The 19843-nt window shown below is 71.0% G+C and carries 24 protein-coding genes and 1 pseudogene; 11 read left to right on the top strand and 14 right to left on the bottom strand.

Annotated features, from left to right (window positions below):
* Positions 1-66 precede the first annotated feature (66 nt).
* On the top strand, positions 67-954 hold the full coding sequence (locus J2S22_RS09710; RefSeq protein ID WP_272777082.1) for a sulfotransferase family protein: 888 nt from the start codon (positions 67-69) through the stop codon (positions 952-954).
* Here J2S22_RS09710 and J2S22_RS09705 read toward each other — a convergent pair.
* The 5 genes from J2S22_RS09705 to J2S22_RS09685 all read right to left on the bottom strand — a co-directional run bounded on the left by J2S22_RS09705 (position 951) and on the right by J2S22_RS09685 (position 4646).
* Positions 951-1553, bottom strand: coding sequence for an SCO family protein (locus tag J2S22_RS09705; protein WP_272777081.1), 603 nt, complete (start codon positions 1551-1553; stop codon positions 951-953). The two genes, J2S22_RS09710 and J2S22_RS09705, sit on opposite strands and share 4 nt — an antisense overlap.
* 35 nt (positions 1554-1588) lie before the next feature.
* Positions 1589-1768, bottom strand: a complete 180-nt coding sequence (locus J2S22_RS09700) for a hypothetical protein (protein WP_272777080.1) — start codon at positions 1766-1768, stop codon at positions 1589-1591.
* 149 nt (positions 1769-1917) lie between these two features.
* A complete protein-coding gene (locus J2S22_RS09695; RefSeq protein ID WP_272777079.1) occupies positions 1918-2739 on the bottom strand; it encodes an SGNH/GDSL hydrolase family protein in 822 nt (273 codons plus the stop codon).
* A 3-nt stretch (positions 2740-2742) separates the two neighbouring features.
* The gene (locus tag J2S22_RS09690) at positions 2743-3495 is read right to left on the bottom strand and encodes an SGNH/GDSL hydrolase family protein (RefSeq protein ID WP_272777078.1); all 753 of its coding nucleotides are present in this window, start codon (positions 3493-3495) and stop codon (positions 2743-2745) included.
* Positions 3492-4646: an OpgC domain-containing protein gene (locus tag J2S22_RS09685; RefSeq protein WP_272777077.1), complete on the bottom strand. Its 1155-nt coding sequence runs from the start codon at positions 4644-4646 to the stop codon at positions 3492-3494. The genes J2S22_RS09690 and J2S22_RS09685 overlap by 4 nt, the downstream gene beginning before the upstream one ends.
* 230 nt (positions 4647-4876) lie before the next feature.
* Here J2S22_RS09685 and apaG point away from each other — a divergent pair, with 230 nt between their 5' ends.
* Positions 4877-5272: a Co2+/Mg2+ efflux facilitator ApaG/CorD gene (apaG, locus tag J2S22_RS09680; protein WP_272777076.1), complete on the top strand. Its 396-nt coding sequence runs from the start codon at positions 4877-4879 to the stop codon at positions 5270-5272.
* 99 nt (positions 5273-5371) lie between these two features.
* Here the strand turns inward: apaG and J2S22_RS09675 are convergent, their stop codons facing one another.
* The gene (locus J2S22_RS09675; protein WP_272777075.1) at positions 5372-5782 is read right to left on the bottom strand and encodes a DUF3775 domain-containing protein; all 411 of its coding nucleotides are present in this window, start codon (positions 5780-5782) and stop codon (positions 5372-5374) included.
* A gap of 295 nt (positions 5783-6077) precedes the next feature.
* On the opposite strand from J2S22_RS09675, the gene J2S22_RS09670 reads away from it, so the two are divergent.
* Complete coding sequence (locus tag J2S22_RS09670; protein WP_272777074.1) at positions 6078-7145, top strand: tartrate dehydrogenase; 1068 nt, start codon at positions 6078-6080, stop codon at positions 7143-7145.
* Positions 7146-7274: 129 nt separating this feature from the next.
* Here J2S22_RS09670 and J2S22_RS09665 read toward each other — a convergent pair whose 3' ends face one another.
* Positions 7275-7880: a UbiX family flavin prenyltransferase gene (locus tag J2S22_RS09665; protein WP_272777073.1), complete on the bottom strand. Its 606-nt coding sequence runs from the start codon at positions 7878-7880 to the stop codon at positions 7275-7277.
* A gap of 448 nt (positions 7881-8328) precedes the next feature.
* Here J2S22_RS09665 and J2S22_RS09660 point away from each other — a divergent pair, with 448 nt between their 5' ends.
* Positions 8329-9618: a L,D-transpeptidase family protein gene (locus J2S22_RS09660; RefSeq protein WP_272777072.1), complete on the top strand. Its 1290-nt coding sequence runs from the start codon at positions 8329-8331 to the stop codon at positions 9616-9618.
* 130 nt (positions 9619-9748) lie between these two features.
* Entirely contained in the window at positions 9749-10069 is a 321-nt protein-coding gene (locus tag J2S22_RS09655) for a hypothetical protein (RefSeq protein ID WP_272777071.1), read from the top strand.
* Between the two features lie 14 nt (positions 10070-10083).
* Here the strand turns inward: J2S22_RS09655 and J2S22_RS09650 are convergent, their stop codons facing one another.
* Entirely contained in the window at positions 10084-10422 is a 339-nt protein-coding gene (locus tag J2S22_RS09650; RefSeq protein ID WP_272777070.1) for a hypothetical protein, read from the bottom strand.
* A gap of 150 nt (positions 10423-10572) precedes the next feature.
* Here J2S22_RS09650 and J2S22_RS09645 point away from each other — a divergent pair.
* From J2S22_RS09645 to J2S22_RS09625, 5 genes and pseudogenes are all read left to right on the top strand, one after another.
* A pseudogene (locus J2S22_RS09645) lies at positions 10573-11151 on the top strand (RNA polymerase sigma factor); the annotation flags it as partial.
* Entirely contained in the window at positions 11138-11602 is a 465-nt protein-coding gene (locus J2S22_RS09640; RefSeq protein ID WP_272777068.1) for a hypothetical protein, read from the top strand. The pseudogene J2S22_RS09645 and the gene J2S22_RS09640, both read left to right, overlap by 14 nt.
* Positions 11599-12051, top strand: coding sequence for a periplasmic heavy metal sensor (locus tag J2S22_RS09635; protein WP_272777067.1), 453 nt, complete (start codon positions 11599-11601; stop codon positions 12049-12051). The genes J2S22_RS09640 and J2S22_RS09635 overlap by 4 nt, the downstream gene beginning before the upstream one ends.
* An 82-nt stretch (positions 12052-12133) precedes the next feature.
* Positions 12134-12469, top strand: coding sequence for a hypothetical protein (locus tag J2S22_RS09630; RefSeq protein WP_272777066.1), 336 nt, complete (start codon positions 12134-12136; stop codon positions 12467-12469).
* A gap of 43 nt (positions 12470-12512) precedes the next feature.
* On the top strand, positions 12513-12740 hold the full coding sequence (locus J2S22_RS09625) for a cysteine rich repeat-containing protein (protein WP_272777065.1): 228 nt from the start codon (positions 12513-12515) through the stop codon (positions 12738-12740).
* 244 nt (positions 12741-12984) lie between these two features.
* Here J2S22_RS09625 and J2S22_RS09620 read toward each other — a convergent pair whose 3' ends face one another.
* From J2S22_RS09620 to J2S22_RS09610, 3 genes are all read right to left on the bottom strand, one after another.
* On the bottom strand, positions 12985-13986 hold the full coding sequence (locus J2S22_RS09620; RefSeq protein ID WP_272777064.1) for an Hsp33 family molecular chaperone: 1002 nt from the start codon (positions 13984-13986) through the stop codon (positions 12985-12987).
* A gap of 92 nt (positions 13987-14078) precedes the next feature.
* Entirely contained in the window at positions 14079-15002 is a 924-nt protein-coding gene (gene argF / locus J2S22_RS09615; RefSeq protein WP_272777063.1) for an ornithine carbamoyltransferase, read from the bottom strand.
* Entirely contained in the window at positions 14999-16219 is a 1221-nt protein-coding gene (locus tag J2S22_RS09610; RefSeq protein ID WP_272777062.1) for an aspartate aminotransferase family protein, read from the bottom strand. Before J2S22_RS09610 ends, argF begins: the two co-directional genes overlap by 4 nt.
* Before the next feature lie 382 nt (positions 16220-16601).
* On the opposite strand from J2S22_RS09610, the gene J2S22_RS09605 reads away from it, so the two are divergent.
* Positions 16602-17102, top strand: coding sequence for a GcrA family cell cycle regulator (locus J2S22_RS09605; protein WP_272777061.1), 501 nt, complete (start codon positions 16602-16604; stop codon positions 17100-17102).
* Positions 17103-17345: 243 nt separating this feature from the next.
* Here the strand turns inward: J2S22_RS09605 and phoB are convergent, their stop codons facing one another.
* From phoB to pstB, 3 genes are all read right to left on the bottom strand, one after another.
* On the bottom strand, positions 17346-18050 hold the full coding sequence (gene phoB, locus J2S22_RS09600; RefSeq protein ID WP_272777060.1) for a phosphate regulon transcriptional regulator PhoB: 705 nt from the start codon (positions 18048-18050) through the stop codon (positions 17346-17348).
* 201 nt (positions 18051-18251) lie between these two features.
* Entirely contained in the window at positions 18252-18965 is a 714-nt protein-coding gene (phoU, locus tag J2S22_RS09595) for a phosphate signaling complex protein PhoU (RefSeq protein ID WP_272777059.1), read from the bottom strand.
* Between the two features lie 56 nt (positions 18966-19021).
* Positions 19022-19834: a phosphate ABC transporter ATP-binding protein PstB gene (gene pstB, locus J2S22_RS09590; protein ID WP_272777148.1), complete on the bottom strand. Its 813-nt coding sequence runs from the start codon at positions 19832-19834 to the stop codon at positions 19022-19024.
* Positions 19835-19843 lie beyond the last annotated feature (9 nt).

The raw sequence follows: 19843 nt of genomic DNA, 5'->3' as shown, positions 1-19843 counted from the left end.
ACCGGCCGCATCGGGCGATAGACTGCCGGGGCGGCGCGACCCCGTCGCGCGCCACGAGCCCCGGTGATGCCGACACGCTACTATTTCTTTCATATTCCCAAGACGGCCGGCACCTCGGTGACGGCCTGGCTGGAGCAGTGCGGCCGCTTCACGGTGTTCCCGGAGCATCTGTGGAGCCGGCTCCTCGCCTGGCCGCGGGCGGAGCTCGCCGACTACGACCTGTTCCGCGGTCACTTCTACCGCGGCTTGCACCGCTATCTCGACGTGCCGCTCACGCCCTTCGTGTTCCTGCGCAACCCGATCGACCGGTCGATCTCCCACTGGGAGCACATCCGGCGCAGCCCCGACCACTATTTCCACGACCGCGTCGTCGCGCAGGGGAGCTTCCGGGCCTTCCTTGAGGACGAGACGACCCGGCGGGTCATCGAGAACTATCAGGTGCGCTCGTTGTGCAACGCCGTCGATCCGGTGGCGCTCGACGCGCGGCTTCCGGCCCGTCGCGGCGTCCACGACCTGGAGCGCGCGCTGGAGACCGCCGACCTCGGCTTCGACGACCGGACCGCGTTGGCGGTGGCCCAGGACTACCTGACGCGGTGCTGCGTCGTCGGCATCACCGAGCGGATGGAGGACTCGCTGGCGCGGCTGGCGGGCGTCCTGCAGGTGAGCCCGCCGGAGCGGGCGCCTTCGCTCAACGTCGCGACCGGGCGGCAGATCGATGCGCTGACGCTGTCGGCCGAGGATCTGGCCGCCCTGGCGCCGCTGATCGAGGTCGACTGGGCCCTGTACCACCAAGCGCTGCACCGCTTCGACGCGGCCCTGCGGATGCCCGGCCGGGCGGACGCCGGGGACCACGGCGACCACCCGTCGCCGGGCGATGGGGGTGGCGCGGAGACATCGTCCGCGCAGCCCGGGCGCGTCGCACGCTGGGTCTCGCGGGTGCGGGGAACGCCCTAGAAGTATTTCCGCAGGTCCGCCGCGGCGTCCTCGGGGGCCCGCTTGATGTTGAAGGGGGCGACGAACTTGCCCTGCTTGTCCATCAGATAGACGATGGCGGTGTGGTCCATGGTGTAGTCGCCGGCCTCCAGCGGGACCTTGCGGTAGTAGACCCGGAAGCTCTTGGCGACCGCCGCGATCTCCTCCGGCGTGCCGGTGACGCCGCGCAGATTGGGATCGAAGCTGGAAAGATAGTCCTTCAGCACGGCCGGGCTGTCGCGCTCGGGGTCGACCGACACGAACAGCACGGCGGTGCGGCCCGCGTCCGGCCCCAGCGCCCGCAGCAGCTCCGACGCCTCGAACAGCGCGGTCGGGCAGACATCCGGGCAGTGCGTGAAGCCGAAGAACATCAGGAACGGCTTTCCGCGCAGATCCGTGTCCGCGATCGGCTTGCCGTCCTGGTCGGTCAGCCGGAACGGGCCGCCGACCGCCGCGGCGGTGGCGACCTGGCTGCCGCCGCCGAGCCGGCCGGTGGCGACCAGCACGAGACCGAGGCAGAGCAGCAGCCCGATCGCGAAAGCCCCGGCCAGGAGGGCGAGGCGCGTGGCGCGTTGGGACACGATCGTCTCCTCGAAAGCGGAAGGACAGCGGAAGGTCAGAAGCAGGCCGCGATGCCGGCCAGGATGACCTCGTAGAACACGGCCGGGCCCAGCAGGGCCCAGAGGGCGAGGGTCGCGCCGATCAGCACGGCGGCGACGCCGGCGATCGCCACGACCACCGGGCGGCGCAGTGCGCCGGCCCGGCCCGAGACGCCGGCCGTGCTGGTATCGGACATCGGGCGCTCCTGTCGAGGCGGCATCCGCGGACGGATGCCATGCCGCCAGCCTGCGTCGCGCCGGCGGTGCCGTCGTTGACATAGGTCCGATGGCGGGCGCCGCCAAGCCCGGACGCGATGGCCCGGGCCCGTGTCCGCCGTCGACGCGGTCAGGGCAGCGGCCGCGAGGCCGGCCGCACCGGCGGGACGGCCGCCACGGTGGCGGGCCGGGTCGCCGCCTCGGTGATGGCGTCGGCCATCAGCCGGCCGAAGCAGGCGTAGCTCCAGTCGTTCATGTGGAGCCCGTCCGGATCGATGAACGTCTCGATCGGAATCCGCTCGGTCTCGTGCCAGCGCTTCATCACCGCGAAGCGGGGGAACAGGTCGGCATGGCCCTCCCGGGCCATCCGGGCGAGCAGCGCCAGCATCTCGGCCGCCTGCGGCTTGGCCAGCACCGACGGGGCGTATTGCGGGTCGATCAGCACCACGTCGATGCCCTGGCGCCGGATCCGGGCGATGCCGTCCGCCACCATGGTGCGCACGCCGTCGAGCGAATGGCCGCGCAGCAGCGCATTGGTGCCGATCTGCCACAGCACCAGGTCGGGCCTCTCGGCCAGCACGCCGGCCTCGAGGCGGGCCAGCATGTCCTGGGCGTCCTCGCCGTTGACGCCGCGGTTGAGCACCGTGACGTGTTGGCCCGGCAGCGTCTCGCGCAGCCGCGCCGCCATCCGGCTCGGATAGGACGCGTCGGGCGAGCTCGCCCCGGCGCCGGCCGTCGACGACGAGCCCAGCGCCACGATGGTGAGCGGCTGATGCCTGGCGATCCGTTCCGCCGTGCGGGGCAGGCGGTCGGCGAAACGCGTCAGGTCCGCCTGCGGGCGACACGGCGGCGCCGTGTCGGAGGCGGAGGCCGGTACGCTGATGCCGAAGGCGGGGAGAAGGAGCGCGGCGAGGAGCGGGCCGCGCAGCCGGCCGAGGAGCGAAAACGTCATATTTCAATCGTTTGCTTTCTGCTCCTGCCTTGTCAAGGCGACGGAATCGACGATCAGCCTTGCGAGCAGCTTGGCGAAGCACGCATGCACGCGCTCGGCCATGTCCATCTTCTTGGTGGCGACGGTCAGGTCGAACACCCCGGCCTCGTTCCAGTGCTTCATCACCGAGAAGCGGTCGAACAGATTGACCGATTGCTGCAGCGCCACAAATCGCATCGCGTCCGCATAGGCGTTGAGCGCGATCATCGATTCCGTCCGCGGGCTGAACTGCATGTTCATCAGCACGACGTCGGCGCCGCCCTTGTGCAGTGCCTCGACCCCCTCCTCGAGCGCGAACCTGAAGTCCTCGGGATCGACCCCGCGGATCGCGTCGGCGGTGCCGGACTGCCAGACGACCAGGGCGGGCTTCTTGGTGGCGAGGATCTCGGGAATGACGGCCTGCATCTCGGCCGCGCTCTGGCGCGGCTTGGCGAAGGTGCTGACCCGGACCGTGACGCCCGGCAACTCGGCCCCGAGCTCGGCCTCGAGCCGTCCCGGATAGGCCTTGCCGGCGCCGCCCGGTCCGGCGAGCGCCGACGAGGCGCTGCCGATCACGGCGATCTCGAGCGTCTTGGCGGCGATCGCCTCGGCCACCCGGGGCATCGGGAAGTCGGCCTGGACCAGGCCCTCGGGAACCTGGCATGCCGCGTCCGGCTCGGCGCGCGCGGTGGCGGCGAACAGCAGCAGTCCGACGAGGGCGAGGACCGCGCGGGTCATGGCGAACTCCCGGCCGGCCCGGCGCTCGGTTGGGCGCGCGATCCGGCGTGGCGACCCTCGATCTGCTTGTACCAGGACATAAGGGCCGCCGCAGCAATCATAACCACAACGCCGAGAAGACTGACAATGACCTGCATCGGGATGCCGTCCGAGATTTCCGCCATGGCGAAGTGTGCCGCGAAAGCAAGGAACACGCCGAGGCAGAAGATCTCCAGCGAGTGCTGGCCGCAGATCACGGCCGGCTGCAGCCAGCGCGACTTCAGGGCCGGCCAGTCGGCCGGGACGAAGCGCACCGCCAGCACCGCGAGGGCGAAGAAGTGGGCGACCCGCAGGACGTCCAGGTTGGTCTTGTCGATCGGGTACATCCACTCGGCCAATGCTTTCGGGACGAAGCGGGTCCACGGCGGCACGTACCAGGTGAGCACGATGGCGAAGGAGACGACCAGATAGACGACCGCGAGGGCGACCAGCCAGGGCGAGCGGATGAAGCCGCCGATGCGCTCCATGCCGCCGAGCGCGCACCATGCCCCGAAGCAGAACAGGAGCTGCCAGGCGAACGGATTGAACACCCAGTGGCCGCTCGGATAGGCGGGCAGGTTGAGCCCGAACTCCCAGGCGAGCGCGTAGACGGCGACGGTCACGAACAGGGCGACGGTCGGCGCCCGCAGCACCAGCCAGACATAGGGCGGGAACACCGCCAGCAGCGCGATGTAGAGCGGCAGCACGTCCATGTTGGCCGGCTTGAACTTCAGCAGCAGGGCCTGGACGAGGGTCACGTCCGGCTGCCGCAGGAACTCGAACACGCCCATTTCCTCGGCGTAGAGCGGGTTCTCGAAGCTCGCCGAGACATAGGCGATCTCGGCCATGTAGATGGTGAACAGGAAGATGTGGGCGACGTAGACCTGCCAGGCGCGGCGCAGGATGCGGGCCGAGGCGACGACGAAGCCGCGCTCCTGCATGGTCGCCCCGTAGACGAAGGCGGCCGTGTAGCCGGAAATGAAGACGAAGATCTCGGTGGCGTCGCTGAACCCGTAGTTCCGGATGGTGATCCAGCTCACCACGTTCGACGGGATGTGGTCGAGGAAGATCAGCCAGAGCGCGAGCCCCCGGAACAGGTCGAGGCGCAGATCGCGTCCACTGGCAGCCGTCATGGGTCGGTCCCGGATCGACGACGGTCCGGCGGCGCAGCGCGGCCGGACCGTCCGCATAGCACGAGCGCCCGGGATATTGCGACGCAATGAGGCGAAGCGAGGACGGCCGCCGGCCGTGGCGCCGTGCCGCGCGCCGCGCCCCGCCGGCGCGACGGTTCGTTCCGTCGGCGCGAACGGGTATAAGTCGGGTCGGCCCCGCGTCGGGGCCGGCGCCCGTCCCCGAGGAGCCCATGTTCACAGCACGGACCCGCGACATCGAGGTGAAGGTGACGCCGCGCTTCCTGCCGGAGCGCTCGTCCGCCGACAAGCGGTACTTCTTCTGGTCCTACACGATCGAGATCACCAACCACGGCGTCGAGACCGTGCAGCTCGAGAGCCGCCACTGGCGGATCACCGATGCGCTCGGCCGGCTGCAGGAGGTGCGCGGCGCCGGCGTCGTCGGCGAGCAGCCCGTGCTGGTGCCGGGCGCCAGCTTCGAATACACCAGCGGGGTCCCGCTCACGACCGATTCCGGTTTCATGACTGGCACTTACACAATGGCCTCGGAGACCGGCGAGCGCTTCGAGATCGCCATTCCGACCTTCTCGCTCGACTCGCCGCAGGCGGCGCCCCGGGTGGTGAATTGACGGGCTGGTCGCCGGGGGCCGCGCACGCGCGCAGAGTCCGGGCTCTCGCCGCCGCGCGCCCTGGACCGATGGATCCGCCGCGTCGCCGGCGCCTCCGGTTCAGAAATGCCCGAGGTCGTAGTCGTCGCAGGAGCAGCCGAACTGGTCGAGGGCGTCCTCGAGATGGTCGGGCAGCAGCGGCTTGGCGAGCAGGTAGTCGGCGGTCCGCTTGTTGTGGGCGCGGGCGGCCTCGGCGCGCAGATCCTCCCAGTCGTCGATCGAGCCGTCGCCGCGCCCGAGCCAGGTGAGCGCCACCAGATCCACCTGTTCGTCCTGGTTGAGGGAGCGGATGAACGCCTTGAGCTCGCGATAGGTCGGGTCGTCGCGGCGGGCGTCGAGGGCCGACCAGCCGCTCTCGTCCGCGGTGTCGTCCCCGTCGGTGGCGACGTCCTGCACCTCGAACTCGCGCGCCTTCATGATGACGTAGCAGACTTTCTCGGGCGAGATGGTCAGGGCAGGAACGGTGATCATGGCTGGCATCCTCTGGCGGCCAGACCGTGCCGACGTCGAAACCGGCCCTCACCCTCCGTCTGCTTCGTCGACTGGCACCGACCGCTTGCAACCTGTGGAAAGCTTATGTCCAGGGCCCACGCGGGCCTTGATTTGAGTCAAGCGCCCGGCGTGGCCCGGGCCTGTCTCGGCCGGGGATTGACGCGGTCTCGGGACTCCCGTCACCCTCGCGGCTCTCGACGCGCGATGTCCCCGACCGCGGACGACGTCCACAGCAGCACAGGCACGAGCGGCGCGCCGCCGCCGGAGGCGAGGAATGACCAGAACCTATCGGGTGGCCGTGATCCCGGGCGACGGCATCGGCAAGGAGGTGGTGCCGGAAGGTGTCCGCGTCCTCGAGAAGGTCGCCAAGCGCCACGGCATCACGCTGAAGCTCGACTGGTACGACTTCTCGTCCTGCGACTATTACCTCAAGCACGGCCGCATGATGCCGGAGGACTGGAAGGCGCAGATCGGCGGCCACGACGCGATCTTCTTCGGCGCCGTCGGCTGGCCCAAGGCGGTGCCGGACCACGTCTCGCTGTGGGGCTCGCTGCTCCTGTTCCGGCGCGACTTCGATCAGTACGTCAACCTGCGCCCGGTGAAGCTCCTGCCCGGCGTGCCGTGCCCGCTCGCGGGGCGCCAGCCGGGCGACATCGACTTCATGGTGGTGCGCGAGAACACCGAGGGCGAGTACTCGTCGATCGGCGGCAAGATGTTCCCCGGCACCGAGCGCGAGTTCGTCGTGCAGGAGACGGTGATGACCCGCACCGGCATCGACCGGGTGCTGAAATACGCCTTCGAACTCGCCCGCAAGCGGCCCAAGCGTCACCTCACCTCGGCGACCAAGTCCAACGGCATCTCGATCACCATGCCGTACTGGGACGAGCGCGTCGAGGAGATGGCCAAGGCCTATCCGGACGTGCGCTGGGACAAGTACCACATCGACATTCTCACGGCGAACTTCGTGCTGCATCCGGACTGGTTCGACGTGGTCGTCGGCTCCAACCTGTTCGGCGACATCCTGTCGGATCTCGGCCCGGCCTGCGCTGGCACGATCGGCATTGCGGCGGCCGCCAACATCAATCCGGAGCGCACCTGGCCGTCGGTGTTCGAGCCCGTGCACGGCTCGGCGCCCGACATCGCGGGCCAGGGCATCGCCAATCCGATCGGCCAGATCTGGTCGGGCGCCATGATGCTCGACCATCTCGGCGAGGGCGAGGCGGCGGCGGCGGTGCTGAAGGCGATCGAGACGGTGCTGGCCGAGAAGACGCTGCGCACCCGCGACCTCGGCGGCAACGCCGACACGGTCGCCTGCGGCAAGGCGATCGCCGAGATGATCTGATCGCCGTCATCCCGGGGCGCTCGTCGCAATCGATCCGCTCGTCCCCGCGAAGGCGGGGAACCAGGGGCGATGCGACGCGTGGCTCTGGATTCCCGCTTTCGCGGGAATGAACGGAGTGTGGGGCTCCCCTCACACCCCGTTCGGCTCGCCGCCGGGCTCGTCGGGGGCCTCGCGCCAGCGGCGCACCACGCCGGCGTCGATGCCGAACAGGTCGAGCACGCGGCCGACCGTGTGGTCGATCATCTCGTCGATCGAGGCCGGCCTCGCATACATGGCCGGCACCGGCGGATAGACGATGGCGCCCATCTCGGTGACGGCCGCCATGTTGCGGATGTGGCCGAGATGCAGCGGCGTCTCGCGCGCCACCAGCACCAGGCGGCGGCGCTCCTTCAGCACCACGTCGGCGGCGCGCGGCAGCAGCGAGCCGGTGATGCCGTTGGCGATCTCGGCCAGCGTGCGCATCGAGCACGGGCAGACGATCATGCCCTCGGTGCGGAACGAGCCCGACGAGATCGCCGCGCCGATGTCGTTGGTCTGGTACCAGACGTCGGCGAGCGCCTGCAGGTCGGCGAGCTTGCGGTCGGTCTCCAGCGCCAGCGTCACCTTTGCGGCGTTCGAGACCACCACATGGGTCTCGATCTCGACCGAGCGGAGGATCTCCAGCAGCCGCAGCCCGTAGACGATGCCGGAGGCACCGCTGATCCCGACGATCAGGCGGCGCGGCGTCGGGGTCATGCTCGTCTCCTGTCGCAGGCCGCGCGGCAGGACGGCGAACGGCGGCTCTCGAGATCCACGGTCGCGGGAATCCTGGTCGGGGCTCGGGTGGGTCGGGCGCGGATGCGGGCCCGGCGGCCCGCCCCGGGACGCCCGACAGCTAGCGCAAATTCATCCCGGATTCATCACCCGAATCGCGAGCGCGGCGTTATGGTGGCGAGGCGTGCCGCCGTGCGACCGTCTCGCCGGCGGCGCCGGTGTGCATACGAAGCGGCACGACCGGAGCGGCGGCGACGGCGCAACCGATGCAGGCACGACACGGCAGGCCCGATTTGCCGTTCCTTTACCAAATTCTCATGGTCGAGATGCAGTGTCGGATCGGGCGGACGCGGTTTCCGCCTTCATGCTGCCCTAACTTCTTCCCAGATGATCGGCACAATCCGGCTTGAATTCGAGGGGGACGAGTCTTTTGCGCGCATCCTGTCTGATCCTGCTGGCCGCCGGCCTCGCCGTGCCCGCGATCGTCGCCTCCGCAGGCGAGGCCACGGCCCAGACCTATCCCGGCTCCTATCGCTCGCCCGGCACATACGCGGCGCCCAGCCCGTATGGCAGCGCGCCCGTCATGGACGAGGACGACGAGGAGGTCGCCACCTATCCGAGCACGCCGGCGCAGCGCCCCTATGGCGGCAGCGATCTGAGCGGCCATCCCGCGGCCGCCCCGGTGCCGTTCGAGTCGCAGCCGCTGCCGCCGCCCGGCCCGGCGGACTATTCGCGCAGCGCCGCGCCGACCTACCGCGACGGGACGCCCTATCGCGAGCCGCCGACCACGATCTACCGCGAGCCCCCGCCGCCGGCGCCCTATCGTGACACCTTCGCGCCGCCCGCGTCCGCGCCGCGCTACGCCGCCCCCGCGGCCGGCGACGCACCGCTCCGTCCGCCCGGTGACATCAGTGCCGGCCAACCGGCCGTCGGCGGCCAGGGCTATGCCACGGCGGCCCCGGGCTACGGCGCTCCGCCGGTCGCGGCGCAGCCCGGTTACGGCACCCCGGCCCCGGGCTACGGCACGCAGCCGGCCTACGGGGCGCAGCCCGGCTACGGGACCCCGGCCTACGGGGGCCGCCCGCAGGAGGCCGACCGTGCGCCGGTCGGCACCATCCCGCCCGGCGGCGGGGTGGGCAACCAGACCTACGCGTCGCTGCCGCCCGACTACCTGCCCGAGACCGAGCGCAAGGAACTGGCGCCGCAGTTCAAGCGCCAGGTCGTGGACTACGTCACCACCGAGCCGCCCGGCACCATCATCGTCGACACCCCGAACACCTTCCTCTACCTGGTGCTCGGCAACGGCAAGGCGATGCGCTACGGCATCGGCGTCGGCCGCGAGGGCTTCACCTGGGCGGGAGTCGAGCGCGTCTCCCGCATGGCGGAGTGGCCGGACTGGCATCCGCCGGCCGAGATGATCGAGCGGCAGCCCTACCTGCCTCGCTTCATGGCGGGCGGCGAGAGCAATCCGATGGGGGCCCGCGCCCTCTATCTCGGCAAGACCATCTACCGCATCCACGGCACCAACCAGCCGTCGACCATCGGCACCTTCGTGTCCTCGGGCTGCATCCGGCTCGTCAACGAGGACATCGAGGACCTCTATCGCCGCGTCGGCGTCGGCACCCGGGTTGTGGTGAAGCCGAAGGCCTCGTCGGGCGCCGTGCAGGTGCCCGCGCAGCAGCGGCCGCGCGCCGCCGGCCTGCCGCAGGTGATCCGCTGACGTTCCCGCGCGCGGACACGTGGGAGGACGGCCGGGGGATCGCCCGGCCGTTTTCGTATCGGGGATCCGGGGCGCCGTGGTTGACCGCGTGGGGCCGTCGCCCCACCATCGCGGCGAGGGGGAACGGATCATGAGACGTGCGATCGTCGGCCTCGCCGTGCTGACGTCTGCGGCCGCCCTCGCCGGCTGCGTGACGACGTCGACCACGGCCCCGAACACCGCGCCGCTGGAGCTCGGCATGACGCCCGAGGCCGCCGCGATGGCGCTCGGCGTGCCGCTGGAGCCGGTCGCCGGGAAGGGCGGATCGAGGACCTTCGTGGCCCGCCGGCCGGCCGCGACCCCGGGCCTCACCCCGGTCGACGGCGTCGTCTGGCTGCAGTTCCGCAACGGCCGGCTGACCGGGTTCAAGCGCGACTGGCATCTCGGACCCGGCCCGACCCGGCCGTTCTGAGCCGCCGGCCGCCGTCACTGCCGTCCGAGAGACCGGCGGATCCCGAGATAGACGCCCGACGCCCCGCCGGCCGAGGCGCCGCTCTCGTCGGTACGGCCGCCGGGCCGCAGCCCCCCTCTCACGGTCAGCCTGTCGTCGACGTCCCAGCCGACCCCGAACCCCTCGACATGCAGGCGCCGCTTGCGGGCCGGGCCGGACGCTCCTTCGGCGGGCCGCGCACGGTCCCCGGCGCCGCCCGGCGTCTCCGCCAGGACGGAAAAGTCCGGCGATGCCGGCTGGGCGGCGCTCGTCCCGGCGGCCGCCGGCAGCGCCAGCCCGAGCAGAACCGCGATGCCGATCCTCGGTCCGACCATGCCTGCCTCCCGTCCTGATCGTGCTCCGGCGAGCCTGCTACGCCGGCGCGCCGCGCTTTCCTTCGCGGGCGCGCCACGCGTCCGGCGGAGGGGCGAAGGAAAGCCGCATCCCCGCCGTATGATGCAGCGAGTGCGGCCGATCAGGGGGCCGGGAGGCGGATGGAGAACGACACCGACGAGAACCTCGTCGCGCAGGTCGCCGCAGGCGACCGGCGGTCGTTTCGCTGCCTGATGGAGCGCCACATGCCTCTCGCGATCCGGGTCGCCCAGCGGGTGACCGGCAACACCGCCGACGCCGACGACATCGCCCAGGAGGCCTTCCTGCGGGTGTGGACGCGGGCCGGCTCGTTCGATCCCGCCCGGGCGCGCTTCACCACCTGGCTCTACCGGATCGTCACCAATCTCGCGATCGACCAGCGCCGCCGCCCCCTCCATGCCGACATCGACGCCGCCGCCGAGGTGGCCGACGGCGGTCCCGGCCCGCTGTCGCAGATCGAGGCGCGCGAGCAGCGCCGGGCCGTCGACGCGGCGATCGCGTCGTTGCCGGCACGCCAGCGCGCCGCCGTGGTGCTGTTCCACATGGAGGGCCTGAGCGGCCGCGAGGCGGCCGCCGTGCTGGAGCTCTCCGAAAAGGCCTTCGAGTCCCTGCTGATCCGCGGCCGCGCCGCCGTCAAGGCGGCCTGCCGGGCGCGCGACGAAACGGTTGGAGGAGCACGTGACGCCCGCTGAGTTCCACCGTCTGGCCGAGACCTGGGGCGGCGACGTCGAGCGCTGGCCCGAGCAGGTCCGCGCCGCGGCGCGCGCGGTCGCCCGTACGCCGGACGGTGCCGCGGTGCTGGCGGCGGAGCGCCGGCTCGACCTCGTCCTCGCGGAGGCGCCCGTGGTGACGCGACGGCGCGCCGACGACCTCGCCTGGCGGGTGATGCAGCGGCTCGCCGAGGAGCCGGCCGCGACCCTGATGCAGCGGGTGGGGGAGCGGCCCTCGACGCGACCGCGCCCGGCGCCGCTGCGGAACTGGCTGCGCTGGCTGCTGCCGGCGGCGAGCCTCGCCTGCTCGGTGCTGCTCGGCGTCTCGCTGGCGCGCGAGCTTCCCTTCGGCTCCGGTCCGTCGCCGGCGGCGACCATCATCGCCATGACGATCGACCTCGGAGCGATCCCGAACGACTGGGGACTGCCATGACGATCCTGTCGCGCATCCGGATCACCAGGCTGCACGTCGCGCTGCTCGTCTCGCTCTGCCTCAACGTGGTGCTCGGCAGCTATGTCGCGGCCCAGTGGCTCGCGCCGCGGCCGCTGATCGCCACGGCGGCGGGCGCGCCGATGCGGCTGATCGACAACATCGCCGACCGCCTGCCGGCCGACGACGCGGCGCGGCTGCGCCGCATCTACGACAGCAGGAAGCCGAGCGTGGTCGAGGCCCAGCAGGCCTACGAGCAGGCGCTGCGGCGGGCGATCCTGATGCTCGCCGAGCCGCAGCTCGACACGGCCGCGTTCCGGGCCGCCGTGATGGAGGCACGCGACCGGCGCGTCGCCATCGGCGACATCGTCATCGACGCGGTGGTGGAGGCCGCCGCGGAGATTCCGCCCGAAACGCGCGCCGCCCTGGTCGGCCGGCTGCGCCAGCGCTGAACGCCGGGGCCGGGCGAAGGAATCGGCCGGCCGCGCCGTAGCAGGGAAAACGGCGCTCGCCGTTCCAGCCACGGAGACCCTCATGACGCCGCTCCGCTCGTCGTTGCTCGCTGTCCTCCCCACCGCGCTGCTCGGGATCGCCGTGCCGCCGGCGCAAGCTGCCGACGTGATCGTCCAGAACGGCCGCTACGTCGTGGTGGCGCCGCCGCCCCCGCCGCCCGTCGTCGTGCCGGCCCCGCCGCCGCCCGTGGTGGTCGCCGGTCCCTATTATTACGGCGGATACTGGGGGCCGCGCCCCGCCTACGTGCCGACCGCCGGCGTCAGCCGCACCGTGGTGCGCGGGCCGAACTGCACCTGGCGCACCACCCGGGTGTGGGTCGGCGGCCGCTACGTGATGCGCCGCGTCCGCGTCTGCTGAGCGCCGCCTCGTCCTCTCGCCTTCATCACCAAGGAGACCTCCGATGCGATCCATCCTCGCCGCCTCCGGCCTCGCCCTCGTGCTCGCCGCCGCCACCCACACCCCCGCCGCCGCGCAGGACCAGAACGTGCTGCGCGACGCCTGCAAGGGGGACTATCAGCGTCTCTGCCAGGGCGTGCAGCCGGGCGGCGGCCGCATCATCAAGTGCCTGCAGGACCAGGGCGACAAGCTCACGCCCGCCTGCAAGACGGCGCTGTCGGCGCGGAAGTGATCAGGAGGCCGCGTCTCGTTCTTCGGCTCTCCCCTGCGGGGGAGGCCTCGTGTCCCGGGCGCGGCGCAACGCGCCGCGAACCGGGCCCCGGGGGTGATCAGGCTGTGCGCTCGCCGCGCGGCCCCTGGGCCCCGGCTCTGCGGCGCATCAGGCCTGCGGCCTGACGCGCCTTGTCCGGAGCACGCGGCGAGAACGTGAACCACCGCCTCCATCCATCAGGATGGCGCCGGCCGCCCGCGCGACCTCACCCCTCGGCATCGTCCGGCCGGATCACGGTCGTCGGGTCGAACTCGTAGCGGGTGTTGCAGAACTCGCACGTCACCGAGATGCGGCCGTCCTCGATCATGGCGACGCGGTCGTCGACCGGGAAGCTCTCCAGGATGCCCTGGACGCGCTCGCGCGAGCAGGAGCATCGGGCCTCGACGTCGACGGCGCGGAACACCCGCACGCCGTGCTCGTGGAACAGCCGGAACAGCAGCCGCTCGGTGGACAGCGCCGGGTCGAGCAGCTCGACGTCCTCGATGGTCTCGACCAGCGCCTGGCCCTCGACCCAGGCATCGTCCTCCGGCACGACATGCGGCTCGGTACCCTCCGGCGCGTCGCCCGGATCGAGGTCGGGGACCCGGCGGCGCTCCTCCGACTTGGGCAGGAACTGCAGCATCAGGCCGCCGGCGCGCCACCGGCGCTGCGCGCCGCCGGCGGCGGCCGAGAACTCTTCCGCCACCGCGAGCCTGACCCGGGTCGGGATCTGCTCGGACCGCAGGAAGTACTCGTGCGCGGCCTCCTCCAGGGTGCCGCCACCGAGGGCGACGAGGCCCTGGTAGCGGTTCATGTCGGCGCCCTGGTCGATCGTCATGGCGAGATGGCCGCGGCCGAGCAGGTCGCCGTCGCCCGGCGCCGTCAGGGCCGCCACCGCGTCGGCGTCGAACTGGGCATAGGCGCGCACGCGGCCGGGGCTGCGCCAGTCCACCACCAGCATGCGCACCGGGCCGTCGGTCTGGGTCTGCAGGATGAAGCGGCCCTCGAACTTCAGCGACGAGCCGAGCAGCACGGTCAGCACGATCGCCTCGCCGAGCAGCCGCGACACCGCGGTCGGATAGGCGTGGCGGGAGAGGATCTCGTCGACCATCGGGCCGAGCCGCACGGTGCGGCCGCGCACGTCGAGCGCCGCCACCTCGAACGGGACGACGGCGTCGTCGAGCGGAACCTCGCCGGGCGCGCGGGACGGGATGCTGATCTGGCTCATCGGGCTTCCTGGCGGATATGTCACATGCGAACGCACGACGACGGCCGGCGGGGGGCCGCCGGCCGGTCGAAGCCCACATCCGCCCTAGATAGTCACTGGGCGGCGGCTTGGAAGCACCAGGCCAGGATGCCCTTCTGGGCGTGCAGGCGGTTCTCGGCCTCGTCGAACACCACCGACTGGGGGCCGTCCATGACGCCGGCCGTGACCTCCTCGCCGCGATGGGCGGGCAGGCAGTGCATGAACACCGCCCCGGGCGCGGCCCTGGCCATCAGCCGCTCGTTGACCTGGTAGGGCTTGAGCAGGTTGTGGCGGCGCGCGCCGTCCTCGTCGCCCATCGACACCCACATGTCGGTGAGCACGCATTCGGCGCCGGCGACCGCCTCGTCCGGATCGGTGCCGATCCGGATGGCGGCGCCCGAGGTCTTCGCCCAGTCGACCAGGGCCGGCTTGGGGGCGAGCTCCGGCGGGGTCGCGACGGCCAGCTCGAAGTCGAAGCGCTCGGCGGCGTGCATCCACGAGGTCAGCACGTTGGAGGCGTCGCCCGTCCAGGCGACCCGCTTGCCGCGGATCGGGCCGCGGTGCTCCTCGAACGTCATCACGTCGGCCATCACCTGGCAGGGATGCGAGATCTTGGTGAGGCCGTTGATCACCGGGATGGACGCCTCGCGGGCGAGCTCCTGCACCTTCTCGTGATCGAGGGTGCGGATCATGATGGCGTCGACGTAGCGCGACAGCACCTTGGCGGTGTCGCCGATGGTCTCGCCGCGGCCGATCTGCAGCTCGCTGCCGTTGAGCACGATGGTCTGGCCGCCGAGCTGGCGCATGGCGACGTCGAACGACACCCGGGTGCGGGTCGACGGCCGGTCGAAGATCATGGCCAGCATCTTGCCGGCGAGCGGCGCGGCGTGGCCGTTGGACTTCTGCGCCGCCTTCATGGCCAGGCTGGCGTCGAGCATCCGGCGCAGCTCCGCGGCCGGGATGTCGATCAGGTCGAGGAAATGACGAACTCCGCTCACCCCTTGATTCCTTCGAGCTTGGGTGCGGCCTGTTGCGCGGCCCCGGCGGCGCGCTCGAGACGGGTCGCGGCCCGGTCGATCCGATCCACCGCCTCGGCGATCTCGCTCTCGGCGACGATCAGGGGCGGCAGGATGCGGACCACGTTGTCACCGGCCGCCACCGCGAGCAGCTTCTCCTCGCGCAGGGCCGTGATCATCTGGTCGTTGGGCACCACGCAGGCGAGGCCGAGCAGCAGGCCTTCGCCGCGCACCTCGCGGATGACGCCCGGGTGCCGGTCCGTCACCTCGGCGAGGCGCTGCTTGAACAGCAGCGCCTTGCGCTTCACCTCGTCGAGAAAGCCGGGGGCCAGCATCACGTCGAGCACGGCGTTGCCGGCCGCCACGGCGAGCGGGTTGCCGCCGAAGGTCGAGCCGTGGGTGCCGAGCGTCATGCCCTTGCCGGCCTCGGCCGTGCACAGCACGGCGCCGATCGGGAAGCCGCCGCCCAGCGCCTTGGCGAGCCCCATCACGTCCGGCGTGATGCCGGCGTGCTGGTGCGCGAACAGGGTGCCGGTGCGGCCCATGCCGGTCTGCACCTCGTCGAACACCAGGAGCAGGCCGTTGGCGTCGCAGATCTCGCGAAGGCCGCGCAGGAACTGCGGGGTGCCGACGCGGACGCCGCCCTCGCCCTGCACGGCCTCGACCAGGATCGCCGCGGTCTGCGGGCCGATCGCCTTCTTCACCGCGTCGAGATCGCCGTAGGGCACCTGGTCGAAGCCTTCGACCGGCGGGCCGAAGCCTTCCATGTACTTCTTCTGACCGCCGGCTGCGAGCGTCGCCAGGGTGCGGCCGTGGAAGGCGCCCTCGAACGTGACGATGCGGACGCGCTCGGGCGCACCGTTCGCGGCGTGGTACTTGCGCGCCACCTTGATGGCGCCTTCCATGGCCTCGGCGCCGGAATTGCAGAAGAACACCAGGTCCGCGAAGCTCGCCTCGCAGAGCCGCGCCGCGAGGCGCTCGGCCGCGGGAACGCGGAACAGGTTGGAGACGTGCCACACCTTCTCGGCCTGCTCGCGCAGCGCGGCGACCAGGGCCGGATGGGCGTGGCCGAGGGCGTTGACGGCGACGCCGCAGTGACAATCGAGATAACGCTCGCCCGTGGTGGAGACGAGCCAGGCGCCTTCTCCTCGCTCGAAGGCGAGGTCGGCGCGCGCGTAGGTCGGCAGGAGATGCGACATGGCCTGGTGGCTTCTGGCGGCTCACGAGCGTCCAGCAGCGACCGAACGCCCGGCGGCTCATGAAATGAATCGTGCCGCCTCCTGGGCGGCACGGCGGCGGCATTCTAAGGTGGGCGGCTGCCCTGTCAACCGCGCCGAGCCCATACGTCAAGACACGTACGGACTCGAAACGGCCATGAATTGTGGATGCAATACTGGGGACTCTTGCGGGGGACTCGCGCGATATAGTAGCGTTTTCTTCGCTATCATACGACATCTCGTGCGGCGGACTGTTCTCAAAGTTTCACATCTGTTCATGCGTACCCGCCGGTGGAGAGGCACCGCCGCGCGGCGTTGGTGGATTCCGTGAGACCGTCCCGCGCCACGAGGCGAAGAGGAACACATGTGGACCGACGAGCGCGTGGAACTTCTCAAGAAGCTTTGGAACGACGGTCTTTCCGCGAGTCAGATCGCCGTCGAGCTCGGTGGGATCACCCGCAACGCGGTGATCGGGAAGGTTCACCGGCTGGGCCTGTCGGGCCGGGCCAAGAGTCCCGCGGCGGCGGTTCCGCGGCAGCGTAAGCCGCGGGCGGCGGCGCCGATCCTGCGGGTCGCACGGCCGGCGATGCGCGGCAACACGGCGCTGGCACGGGCCCCCGTCTACGAGGTCGAGTACGAGCAGGAGGTCGAGGCGGTCGCCAACGTGGTGCCGATGGGCCAGCGCTGCACGCTGCTCGAGCTCGGGGAGGGCAAGTGCCGCTGGCCGGTGGGCGATCCCGGCTCGACCGACTTCTTCTTCTGCGGTGGGCGCACCAGCGACGGGCTGCCCTACTGCAGCTACCATGCGCGGATCGCCTACCAGCCGGTCGACCGGCGCCGCGACAAGCGGCTCGGGCGGGTCTGACCGACGGGCGCCCGCCGAACGGCTGAGGTTTCGGCGGACTCGGAAAACACGTCCCGAGTTCCGCTCGTCCCCGCGAAGGCGGGGACACGAGGAGGCACGGCACGAGGCCGCCGCCGCCAAGGCCGCCACACAGCGAGCGGCCTGGATCCCCGCTTGCGCGGGGATGAGCGGAAGTTTTAGCAGTCTCGGAGACCAAGTCCCGGGGGCCCGCTCGTTCCCGAAGGCGGTGACCCCAGGGGCGACCTAGGCCTCGGCGGCGCCGTAGCGGTCGTTGAGGGCGTAGCCGGCACCGCGCACGGTGCGGATCGGATCGGAGCGCTGGCCGCGGTTGAGTGCCTTGCGCAGCCGGCCGACATGAACGTCGACGGTGCGCTCGTCGATATAGACGTCGCGCCCCCACACCCGGTCGAGCAGTTGCTCGCGCGAGAACACCCGGCCGGGATTCTCCATCAGGAACTCGAGCAGGCGGAACTCGGTCGGACCGAGCGGCACGTCGCGGCCGCCGCGGGCGACCCGCTTCTTCTCGCGGTTGAGCTCGATGTCGCCGGCGGTGAGCACGGCGGCGACGCGCTCCGGCTTGGTGCGGCGCAGCAGCGCCCGGATGCGGGCGAGCAGCTCCGGCACCGAGAACGGCTTGACGATGTAGTCGTCGGCACCGGTGGCGAGGCCGCGCACCCGCTCGCCTTCCTCGCCGCGCGCCGTCAGCATGATCACCGGGAGCTGCTGCGTCTCGGTGCGGGCGCGCAGCCGCCGGATCAGCTCGATGCCGGACAGGCCCGGCAGCATCCAGTCGACGATGGCGAGGTCGGGCGGGCTCTCCTTGAGCCGCAGGTCGGCGTCGTCGCCGCGGCCGGCGGCGTCGACCGCGTAGCCCTCGGCTTCGAGGTTGTAGCGCAGCAGCAGCGTCAGGGGCTCTTCGTCCTCGACGATCAGTATGCGGGCGGCCATCCGGTATCTCTCTCGTGTCGCGTCGGGCTCGTGCCGATGTCTCTGGAGCGCTGTGTTCGCCGAGTCAGCCGCACACTCCGCTCGTGCCCGCGCAGGCGGGCATCCAGGGGCGGCACGGCGTGCGGCCCTGGGTCCCCGCCTTCGCGGGGACGACCGGAAACGAGGGTCGGCTCGTGTTCACCAGAGCGCGCTCCAGTCGACTCAGGCGTCGAACGGAACCACGGTGCTCGAGGTGGTGTCGCTCTTCGGCCGCTCGTCGATGAGCGGCTTGCCCTCGATCATGAAGTAGACCGACTCGGCGATGTTGGTGGCGTGATCGCCCATCCGCTCGATGTTCTTGGCGCAGAACAGCAGATGGATGCAGATGCCGATGTTGCGCGGATCCTCCATCATGTAGGTGAGGAGCTCGCGGAACAGCGAGTTGTTGACGGCGTCGATCTCCTCGTCGGCCCGCCACACCGCCACGGCCTTCTGCAGGTCGCGCCGGGCATAGGCGTCGAGCACGTCCTTGATCTGCGACAGCACCAGCTCGGTCATGTGCTGGACGCCGCGCATCACCTGCTGGGCGCGGAACTCGTGATCGATCACCACGACACGCTTGGCGATGTTCTTGGCGAGATCGCCGATCCGCTCGATGTCGTTGGAGATGCGCATCGCCGCGACGATGTCGCGCAGGTCGACCGCCATCGGCTGGCGTCGCGTGATGGTCATGACGGCCTTCGCCTCGACCTCGCGCTGCAGCGCGTCGATGCGGGCGTCGCCGGCGACGACGAGCTGCGCCGCCGCGATGTCGCGGCGGTCGAGCGCGTCGGTGGCGTCCGAGATCTGCTGCTCGGCCATCCCGCCCATCTCGGCGACCATGCGGGCGAGATCCTGCAGGTCGGTGTCGAAGGCCTTGTGCGTGTGTTCGCCCATCAGGGGGTTCTCCGGAACGTCGTTCGTTCGTGTGTCTTCGCCGGTCGTCATCGCCATCACCCGAAGCGGCCCGTGATGTAGTCCTGGGTGCGGCGGTCCCTGGGGGTGGTGAAGATCTCGCCCGTCACGCCCACCTCGACGAGGACGCCGAGATGGAAGAAGGCGGTGCGCTGCGACACGCGGGCGGCCTGCTGCATCGAGTGGGTGACGATGACGATCGTGTAGTTCTCGCGCAGCTCGTCCATCAGCTCCTCGATCTTCGCGGTGGCGATCGGATCGAGGGCCGAGCACGGCTCGTCCATCAGGATGACCTCGGGGCTCACCGCGATGGCGCGGGCGATGCACAGGCGCTGCTGCTGGCCACCCGACAGGCTGGTGCCGGAATCGCCGAGCCGGTCCTTCACCTCCTCGTAGAGGCCGGCGCGCTTCAGGCTGGTGACGACGATCTCCTCGAGCTCGGCCTTGTTGCGGGCGAGCCCGTGGATGCGCGGGCCGTAGGCGACGTTCTCGAAGATCGACTTCGGGAACGGATTCGGCTTCTGGAACACCATTCCGACGCGGGCGCGCAGCTGCACGACGTCGAGCTGCGGATCGTAGATGTCCTGGTCGTCCATGGTGATCTTGCCGGTCACCCGGCAGCCCACGATGGTGTCGTTCATGCGGTTGAGGCAGCGCAGGAAGGTCGACTTGCCGCAGCCGGAGGGGCCGATCAGCGCCGTCACGGCGCGCTCCTGGATGTCGAGATCGACGTCGCGCAGCGCGTGCTTCTCGCCGTAGTAGACGTTGACGCCCTGCGCCACGATCTTGACCGGGTTGCCGGCCACGGCGGCTGCCGCCGCGATCGCGCTCGCCGAATCGACCTGGACCATGCTGTTCAT

This window comes from Rhodoplanes tepidamans (assembly GCF_030813915.1).
Classification (GTDB): Bacteria; Pseudomonadota; Alphaproteobacteria; order Rhizobiales; family Xanthobacteraceae; genus Rhodoplanes; species Rhodoplanes tepidamans.
Note: the sequence above shows the minus strand (reverse complement) of the source record. Positions and strands in the feature narration are given on the sequence as shown.

Excerpts from the sequence above, each read along its gene's own strand:
- J2S22_RS09710 (WP_272777082.1), top strand. The coding sequence starts at position 67 with ATGCCGACACGCTACTATTTCTTTCATATTCCCAAGACGGCCGGCACC.
- J2S22_RS09700 (WP_272777080.1), bottom strand. The coding sequence starts at position 1,768 with ATGTCCGATACCAGCACGGCCGGCGTCTCGGGCCGGGCCGGCGCACTG.
- J2S22_RS09695 (WP_272777079.1), bottom strand. The coding sequence starts at position 2,739 with ATGACGTTTTCGCTCCTCGGCCGGCTGCGCGGCCCGCTCCTCGCCGCG.
- J2S22_RS09690 (WP_272777078.1), bottom strand. The coding sequence starts at position 3,495 with ATGACCCGCGCGGTCCTCGCCCTCGTCGGACTGCTGCTGTTCGCCGCC.
- J2S22_RS09685 (WP_272777077.1), bottom strand. The coding sequence starts at position 4,646 with ATGACGGCTGCCAGTGGACGCGATCTGCGCCTCGACCTGTTCCGGGGG.
- apaG (WP_272777076.1), top strand. The coding sequence starts at position 4,877 with ATGTTCACAGCACGGACCCGCGACATCGAGGTGAAGGTGACGCCGCGC.
- J2S22_RS09675 (WP_272777075.1), bottom strand. The coding sequence starts at position 5,782 with ATGATCACCGTTCCTGCCCTGACCATCTCGCCCGAGAAAGTCTGCTAC.
- J2S22_RS09670 (WP_272777074.1), top strand. The coding sequence starts at position 6,078 with ATGACCAGAACCTATCGGGTGGCCGTGATCCCGGGCGACGGCATCGGC.
- J2S22_RS09665 (WP_272777073.1), bottom strand. The coding sequence starts at position 7,880 with ATGACCCCGACGCCGCGCCGCCTGATCGTCGGGATCAGCGGTGCCTCC.
- J2S22_RS09655 (WP_272777071.1), top strand. The coding sequence starts at position 9,749 with ATGAGACGTGCGATCGTCGGCCTCGCCGTGCTGACGTCTGCGGCCGCC.
- J2S22_RS09650 (WP_272777070.1), bottom strand. The coding sequence starts at position 10,422 with ATGGTCGGACCGAGGATCGGCATCGCGGTTCTGCTCGGGCTGGCGCTG.
- J2S22_RS09635 (WP_272777067.1), top strand. The coding sequence starts at position 11,599 with ATGACGATCCTGTCGCGCATCCGGATCACCAGGCTGCACGTCGCGCTG.
- J2S22_RS09630 (WP_272777066.1), top strand. The coding sequence starts at position 12,134 with ATGACGCCGCTCCGCTCGTCGTTGCTCGCTGTCCTCCCCACCGCGCTG.
- J2S22_RS09625 (WP_272777065.1), top strand. The coding sequence starts at position 12,513 with ATGCGATCCATCCTCGCCGCCTCCGGCCTCGCCCTCGTGCTCGCCGCC.
- J2S22_RS09620 (WP_272777064.1), bottom strand. The coding sequence starts at position 13,986 with ATGAGCCAGATCAGCATCCCGTCCCGCGCGCCCGGCGAGGTTCCGCTC.
- J2S22_RS09610 (WP_272777062.1), bottom strand. The coding sequence starts at position 16,219 with ATGTCGCATCTCCTGCCGACCTACGCGCGCGCCGACCTCGCCTTCGAG.
- J2S22_RS09605 (WP_272777061.1), top strand. The coding sequence starts at position 16,602 with ATGTGGACCGACGAGCGCGTGGAACTTCTCAAGAAGCTTTGGAACGAC.
- phoB (WP_272777060.1), bottom strand. The coding sequence starts at position 18,050 with ATGGCCGCCCGCATACTGATCGTCGAGGACGAAGAGCCCCTGACGCTG.
- phoU (WP_272777059.1), bottom strand. The coding sequence starts at position 18,965 with ATGGGCGAACACACGCACAAGGCCTTCGACACCGACCTGCAGGATCTC.
- pstB (WP_272777148.1), bottom strand. The coding sequence starts at position 19,834 with ATGGTCCAGGTCGATTCGGCGAGCGCGATCGCGGCGGCAGCCGCCGTG.